Origin of the sequence: Shewanella sp. SM71 (assembly GCF_025653905.1) — a bacterium.
Classification (GTDB): Bacteria; Pseudomonadota; Gammaproteobacteria; order Enterobacterales; family Shewanellaceae; genus Shewanella; species Shewanella oncorhynchi.
On sequence record NZ_JAKKRW010000032.1, the window covers coordinates 1 to 22,568 of the forward strand.

The 22,568-nt window shown below is 47.0% G+C and carries 18 protein-coding genes; 10 read left to right on the forward strand and 8 right to left on the reverse strand.

The features are described from left to right. Positions 1-213: transposase (locus L5L97_RS21925; protein WP_248943622.1), on the forward strand; the 213-nt coding region annotated here is incomplete at its 5' end. 85 nt (positions 214-298) lie between these two features. Here L5L97_RS21925 and L5L97_RS21930 read toward each other — a convergent pair. From L5L97_RS21930 to L5L97_RS21940, 3 genes are all read right to left on the reverse strand, one after another. Beyond that, a complete protein-coding gene (locus L5L97_RS21930; protein WP_263183560.1) occupies positions 299-1,135 on the reverse strand; it encodes a class I SAM-dependent DNA methyltransferase in 837 nt (278 codons plus the stop codon). Positions 1,136-1,275: 140 nt separating this feature from the next. Continuing rightward, positions 1,276-2,052: an EAL domain-containing protein gene (locus tag L5L97_RS21935; protein WP_263183562.1), complete on the reverse strand. Its 777-nt coding sequence runs from the start codon at positions 2,050-2,052 to the stop codon at positions 1,276-1,278. Positions 2,053-2,256: 204 nt separating this feature from the next. After that, positions 2,257-2,970, reverse strand: a complete 714-nt coding sequence (locus tag L5L97_RS21940) for an oxidative stress defense protein (RefSeq protein ID WP_006083233.1) — start codon at positions 2,968-2,970, stop codon at positions 2,257-2,259. A 418-nt stretch (positions 2,971-3,388) separates the two neighbouring features. Here L5L97_RS21940 and rimO point away from each other — a divergent pair, with 418 nt between their 5' ends. Then, the gene (gene rimO / locus L5L97_RS21945) at positions 3,389-4,807 is read left to right on the forward strand and encodes a 30S ribosomal protein S12 methylthiotransferase RimO (protein ID WP_198573078.1); all 1,419 of its coding nucleotides are present in this window, start codon (positions 3,389-3,391) and stop codon (positions 4,805-4,807) included. Between the two features lie 218 nt (positions 4,808-5,025). Here rimO and fumC read toward each other — a convergent pair whose 3' ends face one another. Beyond that, a complete protein-coding gene (gene fumC / locus L5L97_RS21950; protein ID WP_263183564.1) occupies positions 5,026-6,429 on the reverse strand; it encodes a class II fumarate hydratase in 1,404 nt (467 codons plus the stop codon). Between the two features lie 209 nt (positions 6,430-6,638). Continuing rightward, positions 6,639-6,863: a ribosome alternative rescue factor ArfA gene (locus L5L97_RS21955; protein WP_263183565.1), complete on the reverse strand. Its 225-nt coding sequence runs from the start codon at positions 6,861-6,863 to the stop codon at positions 6,639-6,641. A 266-nt stretch (positions 6,864-7,129) separates the two neighbouring features. On the opposite strand from L5L97_RS21955, the gene L5L97_RS21960 reads away from it, so the two are divergent. Both L5L97_RS21960 and L5L97_RS21965 read left to right on the forward strand, forming a co-directional pair. Then, a complete protein-coding gene (locus tag L5L97_RS21960; RefSeq protein ID WP_317629548.1) occupies positions 7,130-7,978 on the forward strand; it encodes a substrate-binding periplasmic protein in 849 nt (282 codons plus the stop codon). A 245-nt stretch (positions 7,979-8,223) separates the two neighbouring features. After that, complete coding sequence (locus tag L5L97_RS21965) at positions 8,224-10,350, forward strand: TonB-dependent receptor (RefSeq protein ID WP_263183568.1); 2,127 nt, start codon at positions 8,224-8,226, stop codon at positions 10,348-10,350. Between the two features lie 251 nt (positions 10,351-10,601). Here L5L97_RS21965 and pmbA read toward each other — a convergent pair whose 3' ends face one another. Then, positions 10,602-11,945, reverse strand: coding sequence for a metalloprotease PmbA (pmbA, locus tag L5L97_RS21970; RefSeq protein WP_105251299.1), 1,344 nt, complete (start codon positions 11,943-11,945; stop codon positions 10,602-10,604). A 437-nt stretch (positions 11,946-12,382) separates the two neighbouring features. Between pmbA and yjgA the strand changes: the two genes are divergently transcribed. Next, positions 12,383-12,919 carry a ribosome biogenesis factor YjgA gene (gene yjgA, locus L5L97_RS21975; RefSeq protein WP_105251298.1) on the forward strand — a complete coding sequence of 179 codons (537 nt, stop codon included), beginning with the start codon at positions 12,383-12,385 and terminating at the stop codon, positions 12,917-12,919. Positions 12,920-12,948: 29 nt separating this feature from the next. Then, positions 12,949-15,462 carry an Ig-like domain-containing protein gene (locus L5L97_RS21980; RefSeq protein WP_263183570.1) on the forward strand — a complete coding sequence of 838 codons (2,514 nt, stop codon included), beginning with the start codon at positions 12,949-12,951 and terminating at the stop codon, positions 15,460-15,462. Between the two features lie 159 nt (positions 15,463-15,621). Here the strand turns inward: L5L97_RS21980 and L5L97_RS21985 are convergent, their stop codons facing one another. Then, positions 15,622-16,089 (reverse strand): MgtC/SapB family protein, encoded by a 468-nt coding sequence (locus tag L5L97_RS21985; RefSeq protein ID WP_263183571.1) that lies wholly within the window; start codon positions 16,087-16,089, stop codon positions 15,622-15,624. A gap of 44 nt (positions 16,090-16,133) precedes the next feature. Between L5L97_RS21985 and L5L97_RS21990 the strand changes: the two genes are divergently transcribed. The 4 genes from L5L97_RS21990 (at position 16,134) to L5L97_RS22005 (ending at position 20,707) form a co-directional block, all read left to right on the forward strand. Further along, the gene (locus tag L5L97_RS21990; RefSeq protein ID WP_263183572.1) at positions 16,134-16,313 is read left to right on the forward strand and encodes a hypothetical protein; all 180 of its coding nucleotides are present in this window, start codon (positions 16,134-16,136) and stop codon (positions 16,311-16,313) included. Positions 16,314-16,400: 87 nt separating this feature from the next. After that, on the forward strand, positions 16,401-18,779 hold the full coding sequence (locus L5L97_RS21995; RefSeq protein ID WP_263183573.1) for a catalase: 2,379 nt from the start codon (positions 16,401-16,403) through the stop codon (positions 18,777-18,779). Between the two features lie 85 nt (positions 18,780-18,864). Beyond that, the gene (locus L5L97_RS22000; RefSeq protein ID WP_263183574.1) at positions 18,865-19,485 is read left to right on the forward strand and encodes a hypothetical protein; all 621 of its coding nucleotides are present in this window, start codon (positions 18,865-18,867) and stop codon (positions 19,483-19,485) included. 169 nt (positions 19,486-19,654) lie between these two features. Further along, complete coding sequence (locus L5L97_RS22005) at positions 19,655-20,707, forward strand: hypothetical protein (RefSeq protein WP_263183575.1); 1,053 nt, start codon at positions 19,655-19,657, stop codon at positions 20,705-20,707. Between the two features lie 285 nt (positions 20,708-20,992). Here L5L97_RS22005 and L5L97_RS22010 read toward each other — a convergent pair whose 3' ends face one another. After that, positions 20,993-22,318, reverse strand: a complete 1,326-nt coding sequence (locus tag L5L97_RS22010) for an APC family permease (RefSeq protein WP_263183576.1) — start codon at positions 22,316-22,318, stop codon at positions 20,993-20,995. Between the last annotated feature and the right edge of the window lie 250 nt (positions 22,319-22,568).

Genomic DNA, 22,568 nt, shown 5'->3' on the forward strand with positions numbered 1-22,568 from the left:
GGGAAATCTGTTATTCCAAGGCGCCGCTATAAGAATACACCTCAAGAAAGAGTCGATTGGTGCTTATATCGGTATCGACATTTAGTGGAGAATGCTTTTGGAAGAATTAAGCACTATCGAGCAATATCAACAAGATATGACAAGCTAGCAAGAAATTACGCCAGTATGGTGTCACTGGCGTTTATGTTAATGTGGCTGCCGATGTATTGCTGAACAACATTTGTACAGCAAAGATCAACAGACCCTAGTAACAGTGACATTATGAGCAGGCCTTCTGTTACCAACCTTCAACAGAAGGTCAAATTTTCACGCAAACAAACAGCGCATTACCTGATGCTAAATCCCACGGGACAATTTTTTCATAATCGTGTTCGAAAACATGCACTTCAAAATAGGGCGCTAACAATTCCTGCAGCTCAGTGAAGCTGGTAGCGACCATAGCATGTTGGTCTTGCCATTGCTCAATACTGTGGACTTCTTGCAAACCTGCGGCGTGTAACCCAGCTTCCAGCGAGCCTAAGCCTTTCATATCAGAGACAGGTAAAGGCGAGACCTCAGCAAACGGCTGACTGCTTTTGGCAATACTCAACTTTAATGACTGTTTCTCACCTTGCCCACTGTAATGCCAGCCGGATTCGAAGGCGAAATGACTACCATCAAACTCGGCAAAATGCTTAACCGAACTTGTGTTATCGATTCTGTGCTTATCGACAGTATTAAAACAAAACAGCCCACCGTCATTAAGTGCGCTATGCACACTGGCGATACAGCTTTTAAGGCGTTCGATGCAAGCACTGTAATGGATGGAATATAAAAAACAGGTAATCAAATCGACGCGCTCTTCTAAATAAAAAGCCGTCATATCTTGGAGGTTAAACTGAGCTTCAGGACAACGACGCATGGCCATGTCTAGCATAGGCTGATTAATATCAAGGCCACTGCACTGATAACCAAGGTCGATAAAATGCCGCACATGTGGACCAGTGCCACAGGCTAAATCAAGATGTTGCTTACCATTATTGCCGAGGAACTGATGCAGACGATGGATACTCGCGCTCTGTTGCTGGTAGTTGATATCGGAACACATTAAATCGTAATAACCGGATAAATCGGTATAGAGCGCGTTGGAAGACATAGTAGCGAATAGGTAACAAGGGCAATTTTAGGTGGCGCATGATATATCAGTTAGCCGATATCAGAAACAAAGAATTATCCATCGAGTCTCAGCACGTGTTATCACTCTAATCGTGCAACGATATCAATCCACCTAACCATTTACTTTTGGGAGTGAAAGCTTAGCTCTTCATAGGAACTCAAATATTCGAGTTGTGGTTTGGCAAAATAATACCCCTGAAAATACTCAATCCCTATTCCAGCGAGATAATTAAGTTCGGCTTCAGTCTCAATGCCTTCGGCCAAAACTCTTGTATTAAGCTCTAAACAAATACGCAGTATTTCATCCACAGCTAACTGCTTTTCTCTATCGAGATCGATATCACGGATCAAGGTCATATCAAGTTTTAATACTTGAGGGCGCAGGGCTTCGAGCCAGCTTAAATCAGCAAAACCACTGCCAAAATCATCGATTGCCGTGATAAAACCACGCTTAACATAGCTCTCGAAGATACGGACTAATTTTGCCCGATCAACAATTTGCTCGCCCTCAGTCACTTCGAACATGATTTTGTGAATATCAAACCCATACATGTCGGCGGCTTCAATCGTCGCGCGGATACAGGTCTCAGGGTTATATACGGCATTAGGTAAAAAGTTGATACTGAGCATCTTATCGAGTCCCAGCTTTGAAGCGGTTTCTATCGCTTTAACACGGCAAGCCTGATCAAAATAGTATTTATTATTTTCATTAATCCGCTCAAACACCCACGCAGCCCCTTCACCATCAGGGCCTCGAACAAGGGCTTCATAACCGCTAATCTCACGACTAGGCCAATGGATAATAGGTTGAAATGCCATTCGAATTTCAAATCCTAATGACTTACCACTTAAGCAATCCATGCAAGTTTGTTGCTTTATTCGAGCGTGAAAATCCATAAACGGCCTCCTGAACATTAACCTTACTAGTGTGAGGATAAATACTTAAATTTGCCAGTTTTTACTGTTCATCATCCTAATAAAATCCATCACATATAGAGTGAAGAATGCTATTTCCAAAAATATAAAACGATTGTAAACGGCATAAAAAAATGGATGAATCCCAATAGGAGCTTCATCCATCACCATATGCCTCTGACTGATTTACTTCAGTTTATAAATCACTTCAACTCTATCTTCTATGCTCACTTGACCATATTGATAGCTCTCGGCGGCGCCCATGGCATCGGCTTTGGCGCTCATGCGTAACATGACAGGTTGCACAGGGCGTTGATCGTAATAACGGATCTGCCAGATCTTACCTAGGTTTTCACCAAAGCCTTTAGCCAAAGATTCGGCTTTTTGTTTGGCATCCACAATCGCGGCTTGACGTGCTTTGGCGACGTATTCAGCTTCTTTGCTCGACTTAAGGGCGATGTTATTGACCCGATTCATGCCCTCTTCTAAGGCTGAATCTAAAATAGCATTCAAGCGGCTTAAGTCTGTTACAGTCACGGTAATTTGGCGACTGGCAGTATAACCCGTCAGCTCTGGCGCTTTATCCTGCACATAGACGTATTGCGGTTGAAGATTTAAATTCGCGCTCTGGATCTGATCTTTAGTCACACCCGCTGCGGTGAGACGGGCGATAAACTTAGCCACGGCGGCATCGGAATTATCTTTGGCGGCTTTAGCGGTTTTTTCGGTCACGGCCACTTCCACATTCACATCCGCCATATCAGGCTCGACTTGGATTTGACTCACACCCATGGTTTCAATATGCGGGAAATCGACCTCAGCGGCGAGTACCGCTGGCGCCATAAACGCGCTAGAAAAAAGACCACCCGCCACCAATACCGCTAAAAGAGAATTTTTCATAACTTACTCCAAAATAATGTGCTTATACCTAAACCACTTCAAATAGAACGCATATTCAAAACGAGACGGCTAAAACGACTGTGTCGCTTATTTAACGCTTAGGCTATCAGTAAAAAGTGCCAATACTTGTGCCAATATGTAACAGCATCAAGAAATTGTCTCTTGCCCCTATAAACGCGACCAATTTTAAAAAGGGTTAATTTTTCTGAAAAAATGTTTAGCGCTTTTTATCCAGATGAGTTCGACCATAGATCTTTGGCCTATCTTCCTATATCCACACCCCAAATAGGCCTTAGGGTTAACTGGCATATTCAGCGCCCCAGTTGTACACTTTTCAGCCAAAGCTACTGTACCTTTTAATCACTTCAGGTATAATCCGCCAACTTTTTTAAGGCGGCTTATACCTCAGCGAGAAACCATGACAGTTGAAACTTTTAAACCCAAGCAAACGACCACGCTTGATATCCCAGTCAAAACACTAGAAGCAGCAAGCACTAATGCTGTTACCACTGGGAATCGCATCGGTTTCGTGTCTTTGGGCTGCCCAAAAAACCTCGTGGATTCAGAGCGTATTCTGACTCAGTTACGCATCGACGGCTACGAAGTCACGAACAGCTACGACAATGCCGACTTAGTTATCGTCAATACCTGCGGCTTTATCGATGCTGCGGTGGAAGAATCTCTGGATGCTGTGCGTGAAGCCTTAGAAGAAAACGGCAAAGTGATCGTCACTGGCTGCCTTGGCGCCAAAGAAAACCAAATCCGCGAAGTGCACCCAGATGTGTTAGAAATCACTGGCCCACACAGCTACGAAGCCGTGTTGAAGCATGTTCACAAGTACGTGCCTAAGCCAGAGCACAACCCTTTCACCTCATTAATCCCACAAACTGGGGTTAAGTTAACGCCTAAGCATTACGCTTATTTAAAGATTTCAGAAGGTTGCGACAACCGTTGTACTTTCTGCATTATTCCTTCGCTACGTGGCGATCTCGACAGCCGTCCAGCGGGCAGCATCTTAGATGAAGCTAAGCGTTTAGTGGAATCAGGCGTACAAGAAATTTTAGTTGTGAGCCAAGACACCTCGGCCTACGGCAAAGACAAAGGCGGTCGTACCGATTTTTGGAACGGTATGCCAGTCAAACAAGACATTACTAGCCTAGCACGCCAACTAGGTAAAATGGGCGCTTGGGTGCGTCTACATTACATCTACCCATACCCATGGGTTGATGATTTGATCCCGCTGATGGCCGAAGGTTTAATTCTGCCGTATTTGGATATTCCAATGCAGCATGCAAGCCCGCGTATCCTGAAGATGATGAAGCGTCCAGGCCGTGTTGACCGTCAGTTAGAAGCGATTCAACGCTGGCGTGAAATCTGCCCAGATCTGGTGATCCGCTCAACCTTTATCGTCGGCTTCCCAGGTGAAACCGAAGAGGATTTCCAAATCCTGCTTGATTTCTTGAAAGAAGCTCGTCTTGATCGCGTAGGTTGCTTTAAATATTCTGAAGTCGATGGTGCTGTCGCCAACACCATAGCCGAGCTTATCAGCGAAGAGGTTAAAGAAGACAGATACCACAGATTTATGGAACTCCAAGCCGAAATCAGCGCCGAGCGTTTAGCCCGTTTCGTTGGCCGTACCTTAGACATTCTGATTGACGATGTAGACGAAGAAGGCGCCATTGGCCGCAGCTTCGCCGATGCACCTGAAATCGACGGCATGGTGTTTATCAATGGTGAAACTGAACTTGAGCCAGGTATGTTGGTTCGTGCCCGCATCACCCATTCAGATGAACACGATCTGTGGGCTGAAGTGGTAGATGCTGACACCCAAGACTAAGCTGTTCTGATATAGAACAGGCTATGACTCAAAAAGCGAACCTCTGGTTCGCTTTTTGTTTTTATCATTCGATGCACCGTAAACATTAACACTGCGAATGCTTCAGCATCCTTACTCCACTGTTTCTTCACACTGTCTTGGCCCACGATATTGATTCATTGCCAGCCTCAATTTCGCTGATTTATCAGCAGCTAGGATGAGACATTTTGAATTAAGCATTAAGCATCGGGTCCCAACATCTTATTGGCATCGACCCACAGCTCGAATTCTTCTGCCGTGACAAACTCAAGTTCTAATGCCGCTTGGCGCAGTGTCTTATGCTCGGTATGGGCTTTTTTAGCTATCTTAGCGGCCTTTTCATAACCGATATGTTGATTTAGCGCTGTCACTAACATGAGTGAGTTCTCCACATGCAGCGCGATTTGTGGCTCATTCGCCACTATGCCGACTACGCAATGGTCATTAAACGACTGGCAAGCATCCCCCAATAAGCGCCCCGATTGCAGCACATTGGCGATAATCATAGGCTTAAATACATTGAGCTCAAACTGACCATTGCTACCGCCTATCCCAACGGCGACATCATTACCCATGATTTGCGCACACACCATAGTCATAGCCTCAACCTGAGTCGGGTTCACTTTGCCCGGCATGATCGACGAACCCGGTTCATTTTCAGGCAGTAATAACTCACCAATGCCGCAGCGCGGGCCAGAACCTAACATCCTAATATCATTTGCGATCTTCATTAAACTGACCGCCGCCACTTTATAGGCCGCCGACAGGGCGACTAATTCATCGTGGGCAGCAAGGGCAGCAAACTTATTCGGCGCCGTCACAAAGGGCAAACCCGTGAGTTTTGCGATATTGTCCGCCACCTTAACGGCGTAATCCTTGTGTGTATTCAGCCCTGTGCCGACGGCGGTCGCACCTAAAGCTAACTCGGCCACCCGCTTGAGACTGTGCTCAATGCCTTCGATGGCATGATTTAACTGCGCGGCGTAACCCGAAAACTCTTGGCCTAACGTTAACGGTGTTGCATCCATAAAATGCGTGCGACCGATTTTAACGATTTGCGCAAATTCCTCGGCCTTATCCTGCAAGCTCTGCTGCAATAACGTCATACAGGGCAAAACGAGCTCAACCGCTTGGCGATAAGCTGCAATGTGCATGGCGGTGGGAAAGGTATCGTTGGAGGATTGCGAGCGGTTAACATCATCATTGGGGTGCAAGCATTTAACCGCATCGATAAGTTGCCCACCTGAGAGCACATGGCCGCGATAGGCAATCACCTCATTGACGTTCATATTGGTTTGCGTGCCCGAGCCCGTTTGCCAAATCACTAAAGGAAATTGTGCATCGAGTTCGCCTGCAATTAGCTCATCGCACACTTGGGCAATCAGTTGAGCTTTAGCTTGAGTCAAAGTGCCAAGTTGTTGATTGGTGATAACGGCGGCTTTCTTTAAATAGCCAAAAGCGTGGATCACTTCGACAGGCATAGATGCCTCAGCGCCAATACGAAAGTGCTGCCGCGAACGCTCGGTTTGTGCGCCCCAATAACAATCGGCGGGGACTTTCACCTTACCCATAGTGTCGTGTTCAACTCGATATTGCTGTGCCATGCGCATCTCCTTCGCTAAAACGCTCTAAGCGTTCACCATACTCGCTCAGGGCGAAAGTACAATTAACCTCCAACAAGGAGTATCAATAATAAGGCTGATTTAAGCGTAAAGATTGGCGTAAAGGCAGGTGGAAGAGCATGAATTGGTAGGATTAACGAGGCACTAACACAGCAGACTAACGCAGCGAACTGAAGCAGTAAAAAAGCAGATTAGCAAAAGCGCAGACCTAGAAAGTCAAAAGGGGCATCGCCCTTGTGCTGATGCCCCTTTCGGTTTTGTGCTTTACGGTCGTATGACCCTTTGCCCTTTTTCGCTTTCTCGGTGCGGGTCCTAAACAAGGGACTCGTCACTAACGCTTTTAGTGCGTTATCGGTAATGGTGCCTCGACCACTTTCGTGTTCTAAGGCCATATTTTGCGGTTTTTGCTTAGTCATTTTATGCCTCACTGCTTAATGAAAGTTAAGCCCATAGCCTAACAGCGCAAACTATAACGCAATCAAATCAGATGTACAGAGTTTGTGCACTCCAACATAAAAAATGACTTTGACTAGTAGGAAAGTATGATAGATTATTCAAACAAAAATAATATATTAGCTTAATAATCAATAAGATTTTATTAATAGGTTTAGTGAGTGGATTTTGCCATAACCTTTATTGGCACTCTGGTTACACTTTGTAATCGACAGATAAGGAGATCAATTTGACATCCGTGTTAGTCGCTCAACCTTGGCTCGGTGCACTGCTTTTACTGATAACGCTTCAAGCCCCGCTTGCCAACGCTTTTTCCAGTTCAGATTCCTGCGTGATGACTATGGGGTATCGCACCAGCGAACGCTTACCCTTTATTGGAGACGAGTCCAATAACACGGGATTTTATCACGAACTCTACCAAGCGGCGGCGGACAAGATTGGCTGCAAACTCAATGTGGTGCGCGCACCTAAATTACGTATTCTGCGGGATCTCAAACTCGGCAATATCGATTTTTATCCCGGCCTTAATTTCACCGAAGAGCGGGCTCAATACGCGCATTTTATCCCCAATGGACTTTCACAACGTGCGATTGGCATTAGCCGTGCTGGTGCCGCCGATATTCGCTCCATTGAACAGTTAGCCCATAATGAGATGACCCTCTTAATCGCTCCCGGCAGTTACGACTTTGGCGGTTTACCCGACAAAATCAAGGTACGCAAACCGCCTGAGTTAACTGTCCCTAAAGCCTTGGATTATTTGCTTTCAAACCAAGGTGACTTTTTTATTTATGATCAAACCACTTTGCATTATTACCTTAAAAATCGTGACCAAAGCCAGTTTAAACTCCACTATCACTACAGCGAATTACCGCAGGAAATGTACCTCGGTTTCTCGAAAAAAAGCCGCCACTACCGCGGTAGACACAACCCCAACTATCGCGCCGATATCCCCATCAGCCCAGATAACAGTCCCACAGTGTTAACACCAGATTCTAAAGTCTTTGAATTTGCCAAAGCACTCGCCGCCATGGATTCCCAAGGTGAAACTCAGCGCTTGTATAGCAAGTATTTTGGCTAGCTTAAATCACAAAAAGTACCACTAACGCAGAGTTCTATTGGACCTTTTATCAATTGAGGTACCAATAAAGAGCTAGGAGAATCATGCCTAACTGATTAAAAAGTGGAAAACTTGTCTTCTGCTCAAGCCATATTCTGATGTTTTAACTCGCTTTGTTACCCTCTGCGACAATATGCCGCACCTGCCACACTGAGATGCTCTTTATAATGCAGCGCAATTAATCCAAGTGAATGGAAGACAATAAGATGGCTGCAAATTCTGCGTATTTATCTCACCCGTTTAAAACTTCAGTAATTTCCTCATCCCTAGCAATCGCCATGGGCTTATCGCTAGCGCCACAGGCCATGGCTGACGACAGCGAATTAGCCAATATTGAACGCTTAGAGGTCCATGGCCAACAGACCGAAAACCGTAACGCCTTAGGTTCGGCTGAAAATCTACTGAAAGGGCAAGGAGTCGATTTCTCCGAAGCGGGCGGCGTATCGGCCCTACCTATCCTCAATGGCATGATGGGCGATCGCATCAAAGTGCTGGTTGATGGCGCAGACATTACCGCGTCCTGTGCCAACCAAATGAATCCACCGCTGTCCTATATCTCCGCCAATCAAATCACCACAGCCGAAGTCATTGCGGGCGTATCGCCAGTCAGTGCCGGTGGTGACAATATTGCGGGTGTGATCAAGGTTAGCAGCCTTAACCCTAAATTTGGTGAAAGCGAGGCTATCAAGTGGAATAGTGGCGATATTTCAACTGGATATCGCAGTGTGAGTGACACCTTATTACTCGGCACCAACGCCACAGTCGCAAGCAAAAATGTCAGTCTTAGCTATCAAGGCGCCTATGAAGATGCCAACAGCTATAAAGATGGTAATGGCGATAAAGTCATCGATACCCTGTACCGCGCACAAAACCATGCACTGACCGCCGCATGGCGCGATGAGACTCAAGAAGTTGCCATCAAATTGACCCACCAAAATATTCCATTCCAAGGTTTTGCTAACCAATATATGGATATGACGGATAACAAGAGTTACGGTGCCCTCGCCCGTTATCAACTCAAACTCGACGATGACGGTGAATTCAGTGCCCAAGTAAACTGGCACGGCGTGAAACACGAGATGGGCTTTTTCACCCCAGAAAAAACCGGCAAGATGCCAATGAACACTGAAGGTGATGACTACAGCTATCAACTGCACTGGCGTTTGCCAATGGGTGATGACAGCACCTTACTGGTCGGCCAAGAATATTATAGCTACCAGCTCGACGATGTTTGGCCTGCGGTGCCTGGCACTATGATGGCGCCCAATGACTACATCAACATCAACGATGGTGAACGCCGCCGCGCCGCCGTTTATGGCGAATGGCAGCAAGATTTAAGTCAAAGCTGGTGGTTATCGGCGGGCGTTCGCTTTGAGTATGTCACCACCAATACAGGTGAAGTCCAAGCCTATAGCAACATGCCTATGATGGGCATGCCCAATGTCGACGCCGAAGCGGCAAAAGCCTTTAATGCGATGGATAGAAAACGTGATGATAATCTGATCGACGCCACCTTACTGGCGCGCTATCAATTATCGACCAATCAACAACTTGAGTTTGGTTTAGCCCGCAAGAATCGTGCACCGAATCTGTACGAACGTTACAGCTGGGGCCGCGGCACTATGGCGACCACTATGATAGGTTGGTATGGTGATGGTAATGGTTATGCGGGTAATCCGGATCTTAAACCAGAAACCGCCCATACCCTTAGCGCAGCCTACAAATATAACGATGATAGCTGGCAAGTCTCGACCACAGCTTGGTACACAGCTGTGACTGACTATGTCGATGCCGAAGTCATTGGTAGCTTCAATCGCACTAGTTCGCCTGATGGCAAACGCAATATTCTCCAATTCACTAACTTAGATGCCAATCTCTATGGCGCACGTTTTAATGCGCTCTATCAGTTTGCCGAAACCAGCACAGGTAAATGGCAAGTGTTAGGCAAAGTGAATGTAACCCGTGGCGAGCGAGATGAAGGTGATGAACCTTTATATCAAATCAAGCCGTTGCAAACTGAGCTGGCACTGCAACATCAGTTAGGTCAATGGGAAAACAGTCTTTCATGGCAATGGGTTGCGACCAAAGATCGCGTAGATGACCGCCGCCTTGAAAATGAAACCGACAGTTACTCCTTGCTCAATTTGAACAGCAGTATGAAATGGCAGGATCTGACTGTTACCTTCGCCGTGAATAACCTGTTCGACAGCTACTATGAGCTGCCACTGGGCGGCGTGAGTGTGGCGGAATTTAAGGCCGATAATACCAATGGCTTTAACCAGATTGCCGGTGCAGGTCGCTCGTTTGAACTCAGCACAAGTTATGCATTTTAACGACTGATTTTAAAGGTACTGTTTTTAACAACATAGTTTTTAACCACATGGTTTTTAACAGCACGGCTTTTTAGGTCGAACAGATCTAATCCGAACGTTAAACAAAAAGGGCAAGCAGATTAAGTGATTAATCGCTTGCCCTTTTTTATGCTCAAACCACATTCATGCCACTAACACTAAAGCACAGGCACTAAAGCACTGAGACGACTTAAGCGCACTATGCAGCACGACTGAACGAGTGACACTATGGATTAGTTACCCGCAATCTTCATTTCAGATAACAAGATACCGCCGGTACGAATCGATGAGCGCAAATCAAAATCCTTACTCACGGCTTGCACGCCACGGAACATCTCTTTCAAGTTACCCGCGATAGTGATCTCTTCCACTGGATATTGGATCTCACCGTTTTCAACGTAGAAACCCGCCGCACCACGGGAATAATCGCCCGTTACCATGTTCACGCCTTGGCCCATGACTTCGGTCACAATCAAACCTGTGCCCATGTCTTTCACCAATTCGTCGAAGGTTTGGCCTGTGTGGCCGAGCGTCCAGTTATAAATACCGCCCGCATGGCCCGTGTTGGTTAAGCCTAACTTGCGCGCCGAGTAGCTGGTCAGCAAATAGGTTTCTAACATGCCGCGGTCAATAATGCGTCTGTCTTGGGTCGCCACGCCTTCACTGTCGTAGTTCGCGCTTGCCAATGCGCCCAGTAAATGCGGCTGCTCTTCGATATTAAACCAATCGGGGAAGATTTGGGTGTTGATCGAATCCAATAAGAAACTGGATTTACGGTATAAACTGCCACCGCTGATAGCACCGATAAAGTGGCCGATTAACCCTGTGGCGATATCTGGCGCTAATAAAATGGGTAAACGCGTCGTCGCGATCTTGCGCGCACCAAGGCGACTTACTGTCTTCTCTGCGGTCTTTAAACCTACCGTTTCAGGTGCAAGCATCTCGCTGAATTTACGGGCGATAGTGTAATCGTAATCCCGTTGCATATTGCCTTCACTATCTTCACCGATCACGCTGCAACTTAAGCTATAACGCGAGCTGCAATAACCGTTTAAGAAACCGTGGCTGTTACCATACACTTTAACCGCAGTGTGAGCATTGGCACTGGCGCCGTCGGAATTATTGATACGTGGATCGGCATCGAGCGCTGCAGTTTCGGCGCGGATCGCTAGTTGTGCTAACTCATCGGGGGAAATATCTTGTGGATAATACAGTTGAAGATCGCGGATCTGATTTGCCATCAAGGCTTTATCGGCAAGACCACTGAATGGATCCGGAGAAGTATAACGGGCGATATCGTCGGCCGCTTTCACCGCTAAGGCAATGGCCTCTGGACTTAAATCCGACGTCGATGAACTGCCCTTGCAACCATCGCGGTAAACCGTAATTCCTAAGGCACCATCTTTATTAAATTCAACGGTTTCAACTTCTTTTAAACGGGTAGAAACCGACAAACCTTGTTGTTTACTGATCGCCACTTCGGCAGCGTTCGTTCCTAATTTGTTGGCATATTCCAGCGCCACGGCCACCGCATCTTTCAGCGCGCCCAATTCACTATCGATTCTGTTCAAAGACACAAAGCTACTCTTTCGTTGTCGGCAATTGCCGTAGCATAACAAACACAAATCCCATTCACATTAATTATTCACCGCCGACTTAGGCTTGAGAGCGTATCCTATACCCAAACAACCTGAAGATGCAGGATTCAGCGGGAGTTTAACGCACTTTAGGCAAGGCGGTTATTTGCAGACCTAGCGGGCTAAGTTAAAAATAACCAACACAGCATAAAGTGCGTTAAAACCCGCCGGGACGGAGCGCCTAGGGCACTCCACTTCCGTGTTGCATCAATTCAAAAGGTGGCCGACATTCTGTCATTGCTGCGCCTTGAATTGAAGCACCCTAGGCGCTCTGAAACTCGTATATTCAGGTAGCTTGGGTATAAACACATTCACCTAGGCGATTTTTGGCTGGAGATGTTATTATTAGCCAGTAAATTACTTGAGGTTTTATCTATATGAAGATTGTTGGTGATTCAGAACATTTTAAACAGCCCTACGACATAGATGAAGATTATGTCAGCAGCAAAACAACGGACAAGCGTGATAGCGAAGCCGTGCAAAAAGTCGGTATGGAGCTTGTTTCACTGAGCAAGACTCAGCTAGATAAAATCGAGCTGGATGAGTTTTTGTACGACGCTATCCTGCAAACACGCAAAATCAAGGTCAATACTGAGGCGTATCGTCGCCACATGCAGTATATCGGCAAATTGATGCGTAATTTTGATATTGAGCCAATCAAGGCTTCACTCGCTATCGTGTTGAATAAAAACAACAACGAGACCGCTAAGTTACAAATGTTCGAAAAAATGCGTGAACGCTTACTCACCCAAGGTGATGATGAGATTCAAACTGTCGTCGAGCATTATCCGCAATTAGACAGACAAAAACTGCGTACTTTGGTGCGTCAAGCCACCAAAGAACTGGCCAAAGGCCCAGAATCAAAATCATCTAAAGAGCTGTTTAAATATCTACGCAGCGAAATCCAAGACTAATTAACTTCAGCCCCACAAGGATGTTGCTTATGCGACTTAGCAAAACGTTATCGGTATTTTCTTGGGCATTACTGGGCGCATTAGCGCTCAGTGGTTGTAATGGCGCAGCTGATGGCACCGACACTGACGGAACAACAGACAGCTACAGCTTAACGCTGGGCTATAAAACTGTAGTTAACGGCAAGTGCGCCGATGCAACCACCAATTTAAGCTTTGCCTCCGATACGAGTTTTTGTGCCGTCGCTACCTTAAAAAAGGGTTCGAGTAAACTTAGCGGCCAACTGATTAGCTTCGCTGCGACCTTAGATACTGTTGCGCCAGCAACAAAACTCACCAATGCAGATGGCGTTGCTGAAGTCATCATTTCTAACCCGACATTAACAGCAGAAGCTGGTACGGTAACGGCGAGCTATACGCCGTCTGATGCAGACGCATTAACTGCAAGCCGTAACTACGAGTTCGTTGGTTCAGACAATGGCAACACCATTGAAACCCCCAAACTCAGCGCCAGTATTTTAAACAGCTCAGCCTTAGTCACTCGCTTTAAAGTCGATGAGTCGGTGCAATTACAAGCCATATTGCTCGATAGCGAAAGCAAAGGTATCGAAGGCGCTAAAGTCACCTTTACTGCTGGTTCAGCGGCGCTCAATCCTGCCAGTGCGCTGACCAACTCTCAAGGTATTGCGCAGGTACCCTATACGCCAAGTGCAACTGAATTAGGGGCAAATGCCTTAACGGTCACTGTGGACTATCAAGGTCAATCGCTGCAAACCAGCAGTTTGTATGAAGTGCTGAGTAAAGATGCCGTCAATCAAGAAGGCACGCTGAAACTCGGCTCATTCAATGGCGCTGACTTTACCGAAGGTAAACTGGCTAGCACCTTAACCGCCGATGCCGATGGCGCATATAAAATCAGCGCAGGCGGTAGTTTTGGTGTAAGTGCAAGTTTAGTATTAGAGGCCAATGACGGCACGGTTACGCGAGTGCAAACACCCTCTTCCATCAGCTTTAGCTCAGATTGCACCACAAACAATAACGCCACACTCGATACCCCAGTTACGACTTTATCGGGTAATGCAAGCTCGACCTTCCAAGACACAAGTTGCAGTGGTAACAGTGGACGTAGCGACCAAATCATCGCCACGACAGTGGCGGGGAATCAAACGCTCACGGCGAATTTCCTATTCACACTGCAACGCCAAACGCTTGCCAGCTTAAGTTTTGAGTCAGCAGAGCCTGCACAAATTCGCATCAAAGGTGCGGGCGGCACAGGTTCAAGCGAATCCTCTTTAGTCAGCTTCAAAGTCACCAGCGCCAATGGCCAACCCGCAGCGCAACAGAATGTCAGCTTTACCTTAGATACGGTTGTCGGTGGTTTAAGTTTTGCCAATGGCACTGCGAATGCGCAAAGCCTGACTAACTCCCAAGGTATCGCCAGTGTGCGCGTATTATCCGGTACAGTACCCACGCCAGTACGCGTGGTTGCCACTGCTGTTGATACTGATACTAAAGAAGTCGTCACTAGCCAATCTGAACAGTTAACCGTGAATACTGGTCTACCTCAACAACTTGGATTTAGTTTAGCGACGAGTAATGCCAACCCTGAAGCGGGTAATATTGATGGTGAGAAAGTCACAGTGACAGCAAGACTGTCTGATAGTTTTGGCAACCCAGCGCCCAATGACACAACAGTTAACTTTACCAGTGAAGGCGGCCAAATAGAGCCAAGCTGCTTAACCCAAAATGGTGTCTGCAGTGTGACTTGGACATCAAGCGATCCAAGACCTCAAGACCATCGCATAACAGTATTAGCCTACGCTTTAGGTCACGAAACCTTTTTCGACACCAATGGTAACAACCAATTTGATTCGGCCGATGGTAGCGCCATTGCAAAAGCTTGCTTGATAAATGGCGTTCCTGTGGCTTGCAGTGGTAACGGCTTAGATGTAGAAACCTTCCACAACTCAGGCTTTAGCGATTTGCCGACAGCCTTTCGCGATGATAACGAAAACTTCGCCTATGATAGTGGTGAACGCTATTTCGATAACCTCGCTAGCGACACCTATAAAGGTGCCGATGGCAAGTTTAACGGCCCTCAATGTCAAGGCGCACTCTGCGGGACAGGACAAGCGAATAAGACTTATGTTCGTAAAGCAGTTGTGATGATAATGTCTGGCTCAAAAGCCTATTTCTCCCTATGGCAAGATGGTGTCAAAGTATATGAAGATCGCCTAGGTCAAAATATTCTCAACAATCTTGAGTCTTTAACGGCAATTCCTGCAGGGCAAACATCCGAATTTACCGTAAAGTTCTACGACAGTGCCGATCAAATTCTGCCCTCTAGCACAACGCTTAATATCGATGCGGATAAAGGGGAATTACTGTCAACGCCTTATACTGTGCCTAAAACGAATGATGCTAATGCAAGTATGGCGGACTTTTACCTCAAGAATACTGAAACCGCTAGCAGCCAAGTGGTACTAACAGTGAATACACCAAGTGGTGTTGAAACCTTGCTTAAGTTCAATGTGTTGCTGCAATAGCCAGTAATGTATCCGTAAAACAAGGACCCGCCAATGCGGGTCTTTTTTTAGCTCCAGATGCCAATGATTACCTATCATTGGGGCCGAGATAAAACACACAAAGAGACGTATCTCCCTGGCTTTCCCTCTTGCTTTCCAATGCCTCCTGTAAACACTCAGTTACCCTTGTTTGTCCTCTTGTTCTCCCACGTTCGCTTTAGCTGGACTCATCAGCCTCAAGGTAAAGAACGTCATGGCGCTGAGCACCAGCGCAATTTCGAGGCGGCCAGTGGCGACCGATATCCCGATAGCTCCCGTTAACCATAGACTTGCAGCTGTTGCAGTACCTGAAACAAAGCCTTTACCTTTCACTGCATTTTTAAGAATGGCACCGCCACCAATAAACCCTATCCCTGTGATGATACCTTCCATCACACGGGCTTCTGCATCCGTTGAACTCAGTACCTCAATACCAACCAGCATATATCCGCATGCGGCAACCGCGACCAGCGGAAAGGTTCGCAAGCCCGCCGTACGTTCACGCTTTTCGCGGTCCCAACCGATCGGCAGGGCCAGAATAAAGGCAAACAATAAGTCGCGTACATGCAGTGCGGCAACACTTAATTCAAGATCAGGTATTAGGTTCATATGCCTCTTTACAGGAATATTAAAGTATTTACAGGGAGTTAAAAGTGAATAAAAAAATCATAGTTACTCTTGCTTATCATCCTTTAGATGCGACAAAACAGGTGTTCCTCAGCCAGTTTGAAGGAGGCAAATTACAATGTCAGTGCGCTGCCGAACTGAACAAAAAATCAGCATGTCGCGATATTGTTCCGGATCGGGGAAGGTACGCTATCGAACAGACATAGCCTATCAACTGAATAAGAATCGATAAAGGTTGGCGGTTTGAGCGGTATCTCTATTGTCAACATTCCCCACCTCATCGGAGAACAATTATGACTATGACCAAAAAAACAGTTCCATCACGGGTGCAAAGCAAAGACGCTCCGTCCGTCGCTGCAACTGAGGGTATGGAATCTGTACTTAAAACGAATGACATAGTTGCAAAGCAAGCTAGCGATAGCGATATCTTGGTCGCAGCTATGCCCTACAACATTAATAAGGCATTCGACTATGGTCATGACAACGCCATGGCACCAGTACCCAGCGTGACAGTGGAATTACCCTCTATTTCATTGACGGCAAGCACGGCAACTGAAGATATCGAAACGGCTAAAACCGGTAGTGCAGTGCGGCCCGGAATTAACCCAATGGTCAATTCACTCAATCGGGTTCGTGTCGATGCAAGCGCTCAGCCTTTGACCACCAATCAAGGGGTTCGCATTAGCGATAATCAAAACAGCTTGAAAGCCGGATTACGTGGGCCATCCTTGCTTGAAGATTTCATCCTGCGGGAAAAAATCACCCATTTTGATCACGAACGTATCCCTGAACGAATCGTTCATGCACGTGGTTCAGGAGCTCACGGCTACTTCAAAGCCTATGATGCACTGGGCAAATATACTCGCGCGGCACCTTTTGCCGAGCAAGGCAAAATCACCCCTGTGTTCGTACGTTTTTCTACGGTAGCTGGCGAACGTGGCTCAAAAGACACGGCGCGTGATGTGCGCGGCTTTGCAGTAAAGTTTTATACCGACGAGGGCAACTGGGATCTAGTTGGAAATAACATGCCAGTATTCTTTATTCAAGATGCGATGAAGTTTCCCGATCTAGTGCACGCAGTTAAGCCTGAGCCACACCACGGCATGCCTCAGGCAGCATCGGCCCATGATACGTTTTGGGATTTTGTTTCACTGATGCCAGAGTCCACCCACATGCTGATGTGGGTGATGTCGGACCGCGCTATACCGCGAAGTTATCGCATGATGCAAGGCTTTGGCGTGCATACCTTTCGTTTAGTGAACGAAGAGGGGCAATCCGTATTTTGTAAATTCCACTGGAAGCCGCTGCAAGGCACGCATTCATTGCTGTGGGATGAGGCGGTGAAAATATCGGGCGCCGATCCTGATTTCCACCGACGTGATTTATGGGAGGCCATAGAGTCGGGCGAGTTTCCGGAATGGGAGCTCGGGTTACAAATTTTCAGCGAGGAGCAGGCCGATGGTTTCAGCTTCGATGTACTCGATTCAACTAAGCTGATCCCAGAGGAACTGGTGCCAGTACTGCCTGTTGGGCGTATGGTGCTTAATCGCAATCCTGATAACTTCTTTGCCGAAACCGAACAGGTTGCGTTCTGTACCGCACATGTTATTCCGGGCATAGACTTCTCTAATGACCCACTGCTTGCGGGTCGTATCCACTCCTATGTCGATACTCAAATTACCCGCTTAGGTGGCGCTAATTTCCACGAAATCCCGATCAATGCGCCACTAGCCCCAGTTCAAAATAACCAACGCGACGGCATTCATCGTCAGGCGATCCATCGTGGCCGTGTTGCCTACGAGCCAAATTCACTGGCGGGTGGCTGCCCATTTCAAGCCGGAAGCAGCGGATTTGTATCGTTTCCAGAAAGAATTAGCGAAGACAAAATCCGTGGCAAGCCGGAAAAATTTGCCGAGCACTATCTACAAGCCACTTTGTTTTTCAACAGTCAAACGGCTGTCGAAAAAGCCCATATTGTCGATGCATTTCGCTTCGAGCTCAGCAAAGTTGCAGTCCCTGCCATACGCAATCGGATGCTGTCCTCGTTGGTGAATGTCTCCCCTGAACTTGCAGTTGAAGTTGCAGCAGGCCTAGGCATGGTTGTTCCAGATGCAATGCCCAAGGCCATCGCTGAGCCGCAGTTACCTGAAGTAACAGTCTCTACCGCCTTGTCGCTGATGGCATTACCGGGCGAATGCGGTATCCGTACACGTCAGATTGCCGTGTTAATCGAGGATGGAGTTCACCATGCATCCTTGGTCAACCTTCATTCGGCCTTAGTGGAAGCGGGGGCTGTCGTTCATTTTGTAGGGCCACGAATAGGGAGTTTTGTGGGTGCCTCAGGCGAGAAAATAGAAGCGGATAAATCGATGGAGAATTCTCCGGCTGTGCTGTTTGATGCCTTGGTCCTACCCGATGGAAACGAGGCGGTTCAAGCTCTCGCAGGCTATAGCCACACAATCCCATTTATAAAAGAGTTGTACCTACACGGCAAAACAATCCTCGCTTTAGGTGACGGACGGGAACTGCTGGATTTGACCAACATTGGATTCCGCATGGAAGAAGACAGGGGGATCCTGCTAGTAGACAGCAGCAATATGGCTGAAATTGTGCCGGTTTTTATTGATGCGGTCGCAGCTCATCGCCACCCTTCTCGCGATTCAATAATCTAATAACGCTGTAAGCACATGAAGCTGGACGATTATCTATCGCACGCGACCAACCACTGCTTAAAAAATGCCACTAAAGGATGAAGCGATGAACAAGAAACCTTATATCAAAAAACAACTGCACGAGTTGCTGTATCAGGCTATCGAGACAGAGCGCGGTGGAATAAAAATCTACGAAACTGCCCTGTCATGTGCGCTAAACAAAGATTTAAAAACTGAATGGCAAACATACCTTGAGCAAACCCGTGCCCACGAACGAGTACTTATGGATGTTTTTAGTGAACTAAGACTGGATCCGGACACGAAGACTCCTGGTCGTGAAGTCGTGGCTCATATTGGAAATTCGCTGGTCAAAGCGATGCAAATAGCAAAGACACGAGGCAGCACTGCCGCAGCGCAACTGGTCGCTGGCGAGTGCGTAGTTCTGGCAGAAACGAAGGATCATCAGAACTGGGAGCTGATTGGACATCTGGCAGAACACGGTGAGGGCGAAGAAACCAATGCACTAAGGACTGCATTTGAATTGGTGGCGCAAGATGAGCACCATCATCTCTATCACACTAAGGGATTCCTACGTGAACTATGGATCGAATCACTGGGTTTACCCGCCGTCCTACCGCCGCCTGAGGAAATTAAAAAAGTGGAAACCGCCATTGGCGCCGCGCGGGCAATAAACCTACGCGATGACATGTTGAAGTCTAAAAGCTAATGGATATGTATGGCGGCATCAAATAGCGGAGTGACGCCAACAAGGAAGTCTGTGCAGTTATAACCACACTGTTTTTCAGTTCCAACAACAATGCCAACACTGTGGATAACCTTACTACCTTATTTATAAATACAAAAACATGTCAGAAGTTAACCTAGGTATGGAAACGATGAAAGATCGCCGCATACCAGCAAACAGCATTGACGCCCCACACGGACGCAGCGCCGTCTCATGGGCAGCCATCTTTGCAGGAGCGGCAGGTGCCGCAGCGCTGTCACTGTTATTAATGATCTTAGGCACTGGGCTGGGTTTCTCTGCTATATCACCGTGGAGTATGGAGGGCATCAGTGCAGCAACCTTTGGTGTTGCTGCAATCGCATGGCTGAGTTTCACTCAACTCGCCGCGTCAGGCATGGGCGGTTATCTAGCCGGACGACTACGCACCAAATGGACAGATGTACATACGGATGAAGTGTACTTTCGCGATACCGCTCACGGCTTTCTGACTTGGGCTGTCGCATCACTGCTAACCTTTGTGGTACTGACGTCGGTCGTGGGTAGCATTGGCAGTGGCGTCCGTGATAGTGCTAACGTTGTCAGCAAAGCGGCAAGTGCAGCAGGTACTATAACAGGAGCCGCAGTGGGCTCGGCAGCAACGCTAGCCGCAGGTGAAGCTGGCAATGGCAACCATTCCATTGGCTATTTTGTTGATTCACTGTTCCGTGATGACTCTAACGGCTCCCGTAAAAGAACAACACCGCAGGTAAACAAACCGGCCCAAGAAATCCCAGCAGAAAGAATGACACCTCAGGTCAATGAGCAAATGCCTGAAGTCAAAACTGAAGCTACAGCCCCCCAAGTAAACGCATTGGCAAACGAGCAAGCCCCTGGAATCTTGCCAATTCCAGTCCGTGAAGTCTCACGGATACTCGCACAGGCACTGCAAACAGGTACATTGCCGCAAGAGGATAAACGCTATATAGGTCAACTCATTACACAACGCACCGATCTGACTCAGCAGGAAGCAGAGCAGCGCGTGTCACAGGGATTTGAGAAAGTGCAAACCACGCTGAAAAATGCGGAAACTACGGCTCGCCAAGCTGCAGATGAAGCACGTAAAGCATCAGCCTATGCTGCACTTTGGATGGCGGTAGCACTATTGTTGGGCGCATTCGTCGCAAGTGTGATGGCTATTTTCGGTGGCCGTCAACGCGATGCTTAATTCGCACACTGTTTATTCAATTTAAAGGAGGTTGTTATGCGTTCAGTATTACTTTGGTTTATCGGGATCCCAATTCCGATCATTATCTTAATCGCGCTGTTCTTTTAGAACATGTGACTCCCTTTACCAGTATGCGGAGTGCTATCTGGTAAAGGGTTTTTATCGTCTAACTTAGGTGAATTGCCATGCATTGAACTCAACAGTCTTTAGGGGACCCTAAGAGGATTAACGCATTATTCACACTTATACCAAGGCAGCGACAGCAATAACCCAACTCAACTAATTTTATAGCTCTACTGCACGGCGTAACCGGAAACTACGTAAAGCCAAATACAATGCTCCCACTGCCGCCCAAATGAGCCCTAACTCTAGTGATTGTGGCTCTAAGTTCACCCAAAGCACGCCAATAGTGCCGGCGCCACACAATGGCAAGACTAAGTATTGTAAGTGGTCTCTAAAAGATTTATTACGTCGATCCCTTAGGTAAAACTGCACAATGACAGATAAATTCACGAAGGTAAAAGCGACTAAAGCACCAAAATTCACTAAGGCTAGCGCCATTTCTAAATCAAATGAGACGGCAGATAGCGCAAGCGCCCCCACCAACAAGACATTAAATGCAGGGGTTCGCCATCTAGGATGGATATAAGCAAACCCTTTACGTGGCAACATATTATCCCGCCCCATCACATATAAAATCCGTGCAACCCCAGCATGGGCAGCCATACCGGATGCCAATACAGCAACAGTGGTCGCGACTAATACGATGGACTGGAATAGATTACCACCCACATAGAGTGCAATTTCAGGCAATACCGCATCAAGCTGTTGAAAGCGGGAAATATCGGGGAAATAGAGCTGCAAAAAATAAGACACGCCAACAAAAATCACGCCACCGAGTAAAGCCGTCAACACAATCGCGCGAGGAATAACACGTTGAGCATCTTTAGTTTCTTCAGTCAGTGAACTTAACCCGTCAAAGCCGAGGAAGGAGAAACACAGAATCGTCGCCCCTGTGAATAATGGCGCCATCGCCATATTATCGGCATAAAATGGTCGCACACTCGCAACGACACCTTCGCCTTCACCGAGGGAAATGCTATAGGCCATTAGACCAATGAACACCACAATAATAGCGATCTGTGCAAACACTATCACCCCATTAAAGTTCGCGACGAGATCAATCCCCTTGAGATTAAGCAAGGTCATTATGGTCACAAGAGCGAAAATAAAGATCCAAGGTTCGACGCTGGGAAACATGGCGGTTAAATAGATTTTTGCGAGCAACATATTGATCATTGGCATAAACATATAGTCCAGCAGCGATGACCAACCCACCATAAAACCAACATTCGGGCTAAAGGTTTTTTGAGCATAAGTGTAGGCTGAACCCGCATAGGGATATTTACGTACCAAATGACCGTAACTAAACGCGGTAAATAAAATCCCCGCCAATGCGAATAGATAAGACGTAGCCACATGGCCAGAGGTGATCTCGGAAACAATACCAAAGGTATCAAAAACGGCCATCGGCGTGAGATAAGCAAGCCCCATCACCACCACTTGCCATAAGTTGAGGGTCTGCTTCAAACCCGGATTTTGTTGGCTCATCAGCACACCCCCATTGTACAGGGTTGAACACCTAAGCACGCATCTGCAATTAGTTTTTGCTTGCGGCTAACCGTCTGCACTCTCGGTTTAATGGCTAACGCAACGACTTGATTTACAACAACTACCGACAATCCGGTACACAACAGCCCCATTGGTCTTTCCTCAGTAAAATAGGTTCAACTGAACCTCATATCATTTCCGGATGTTTACCGGCCTCAATTGTTTTAAAACACATACGCCATAAATAAAA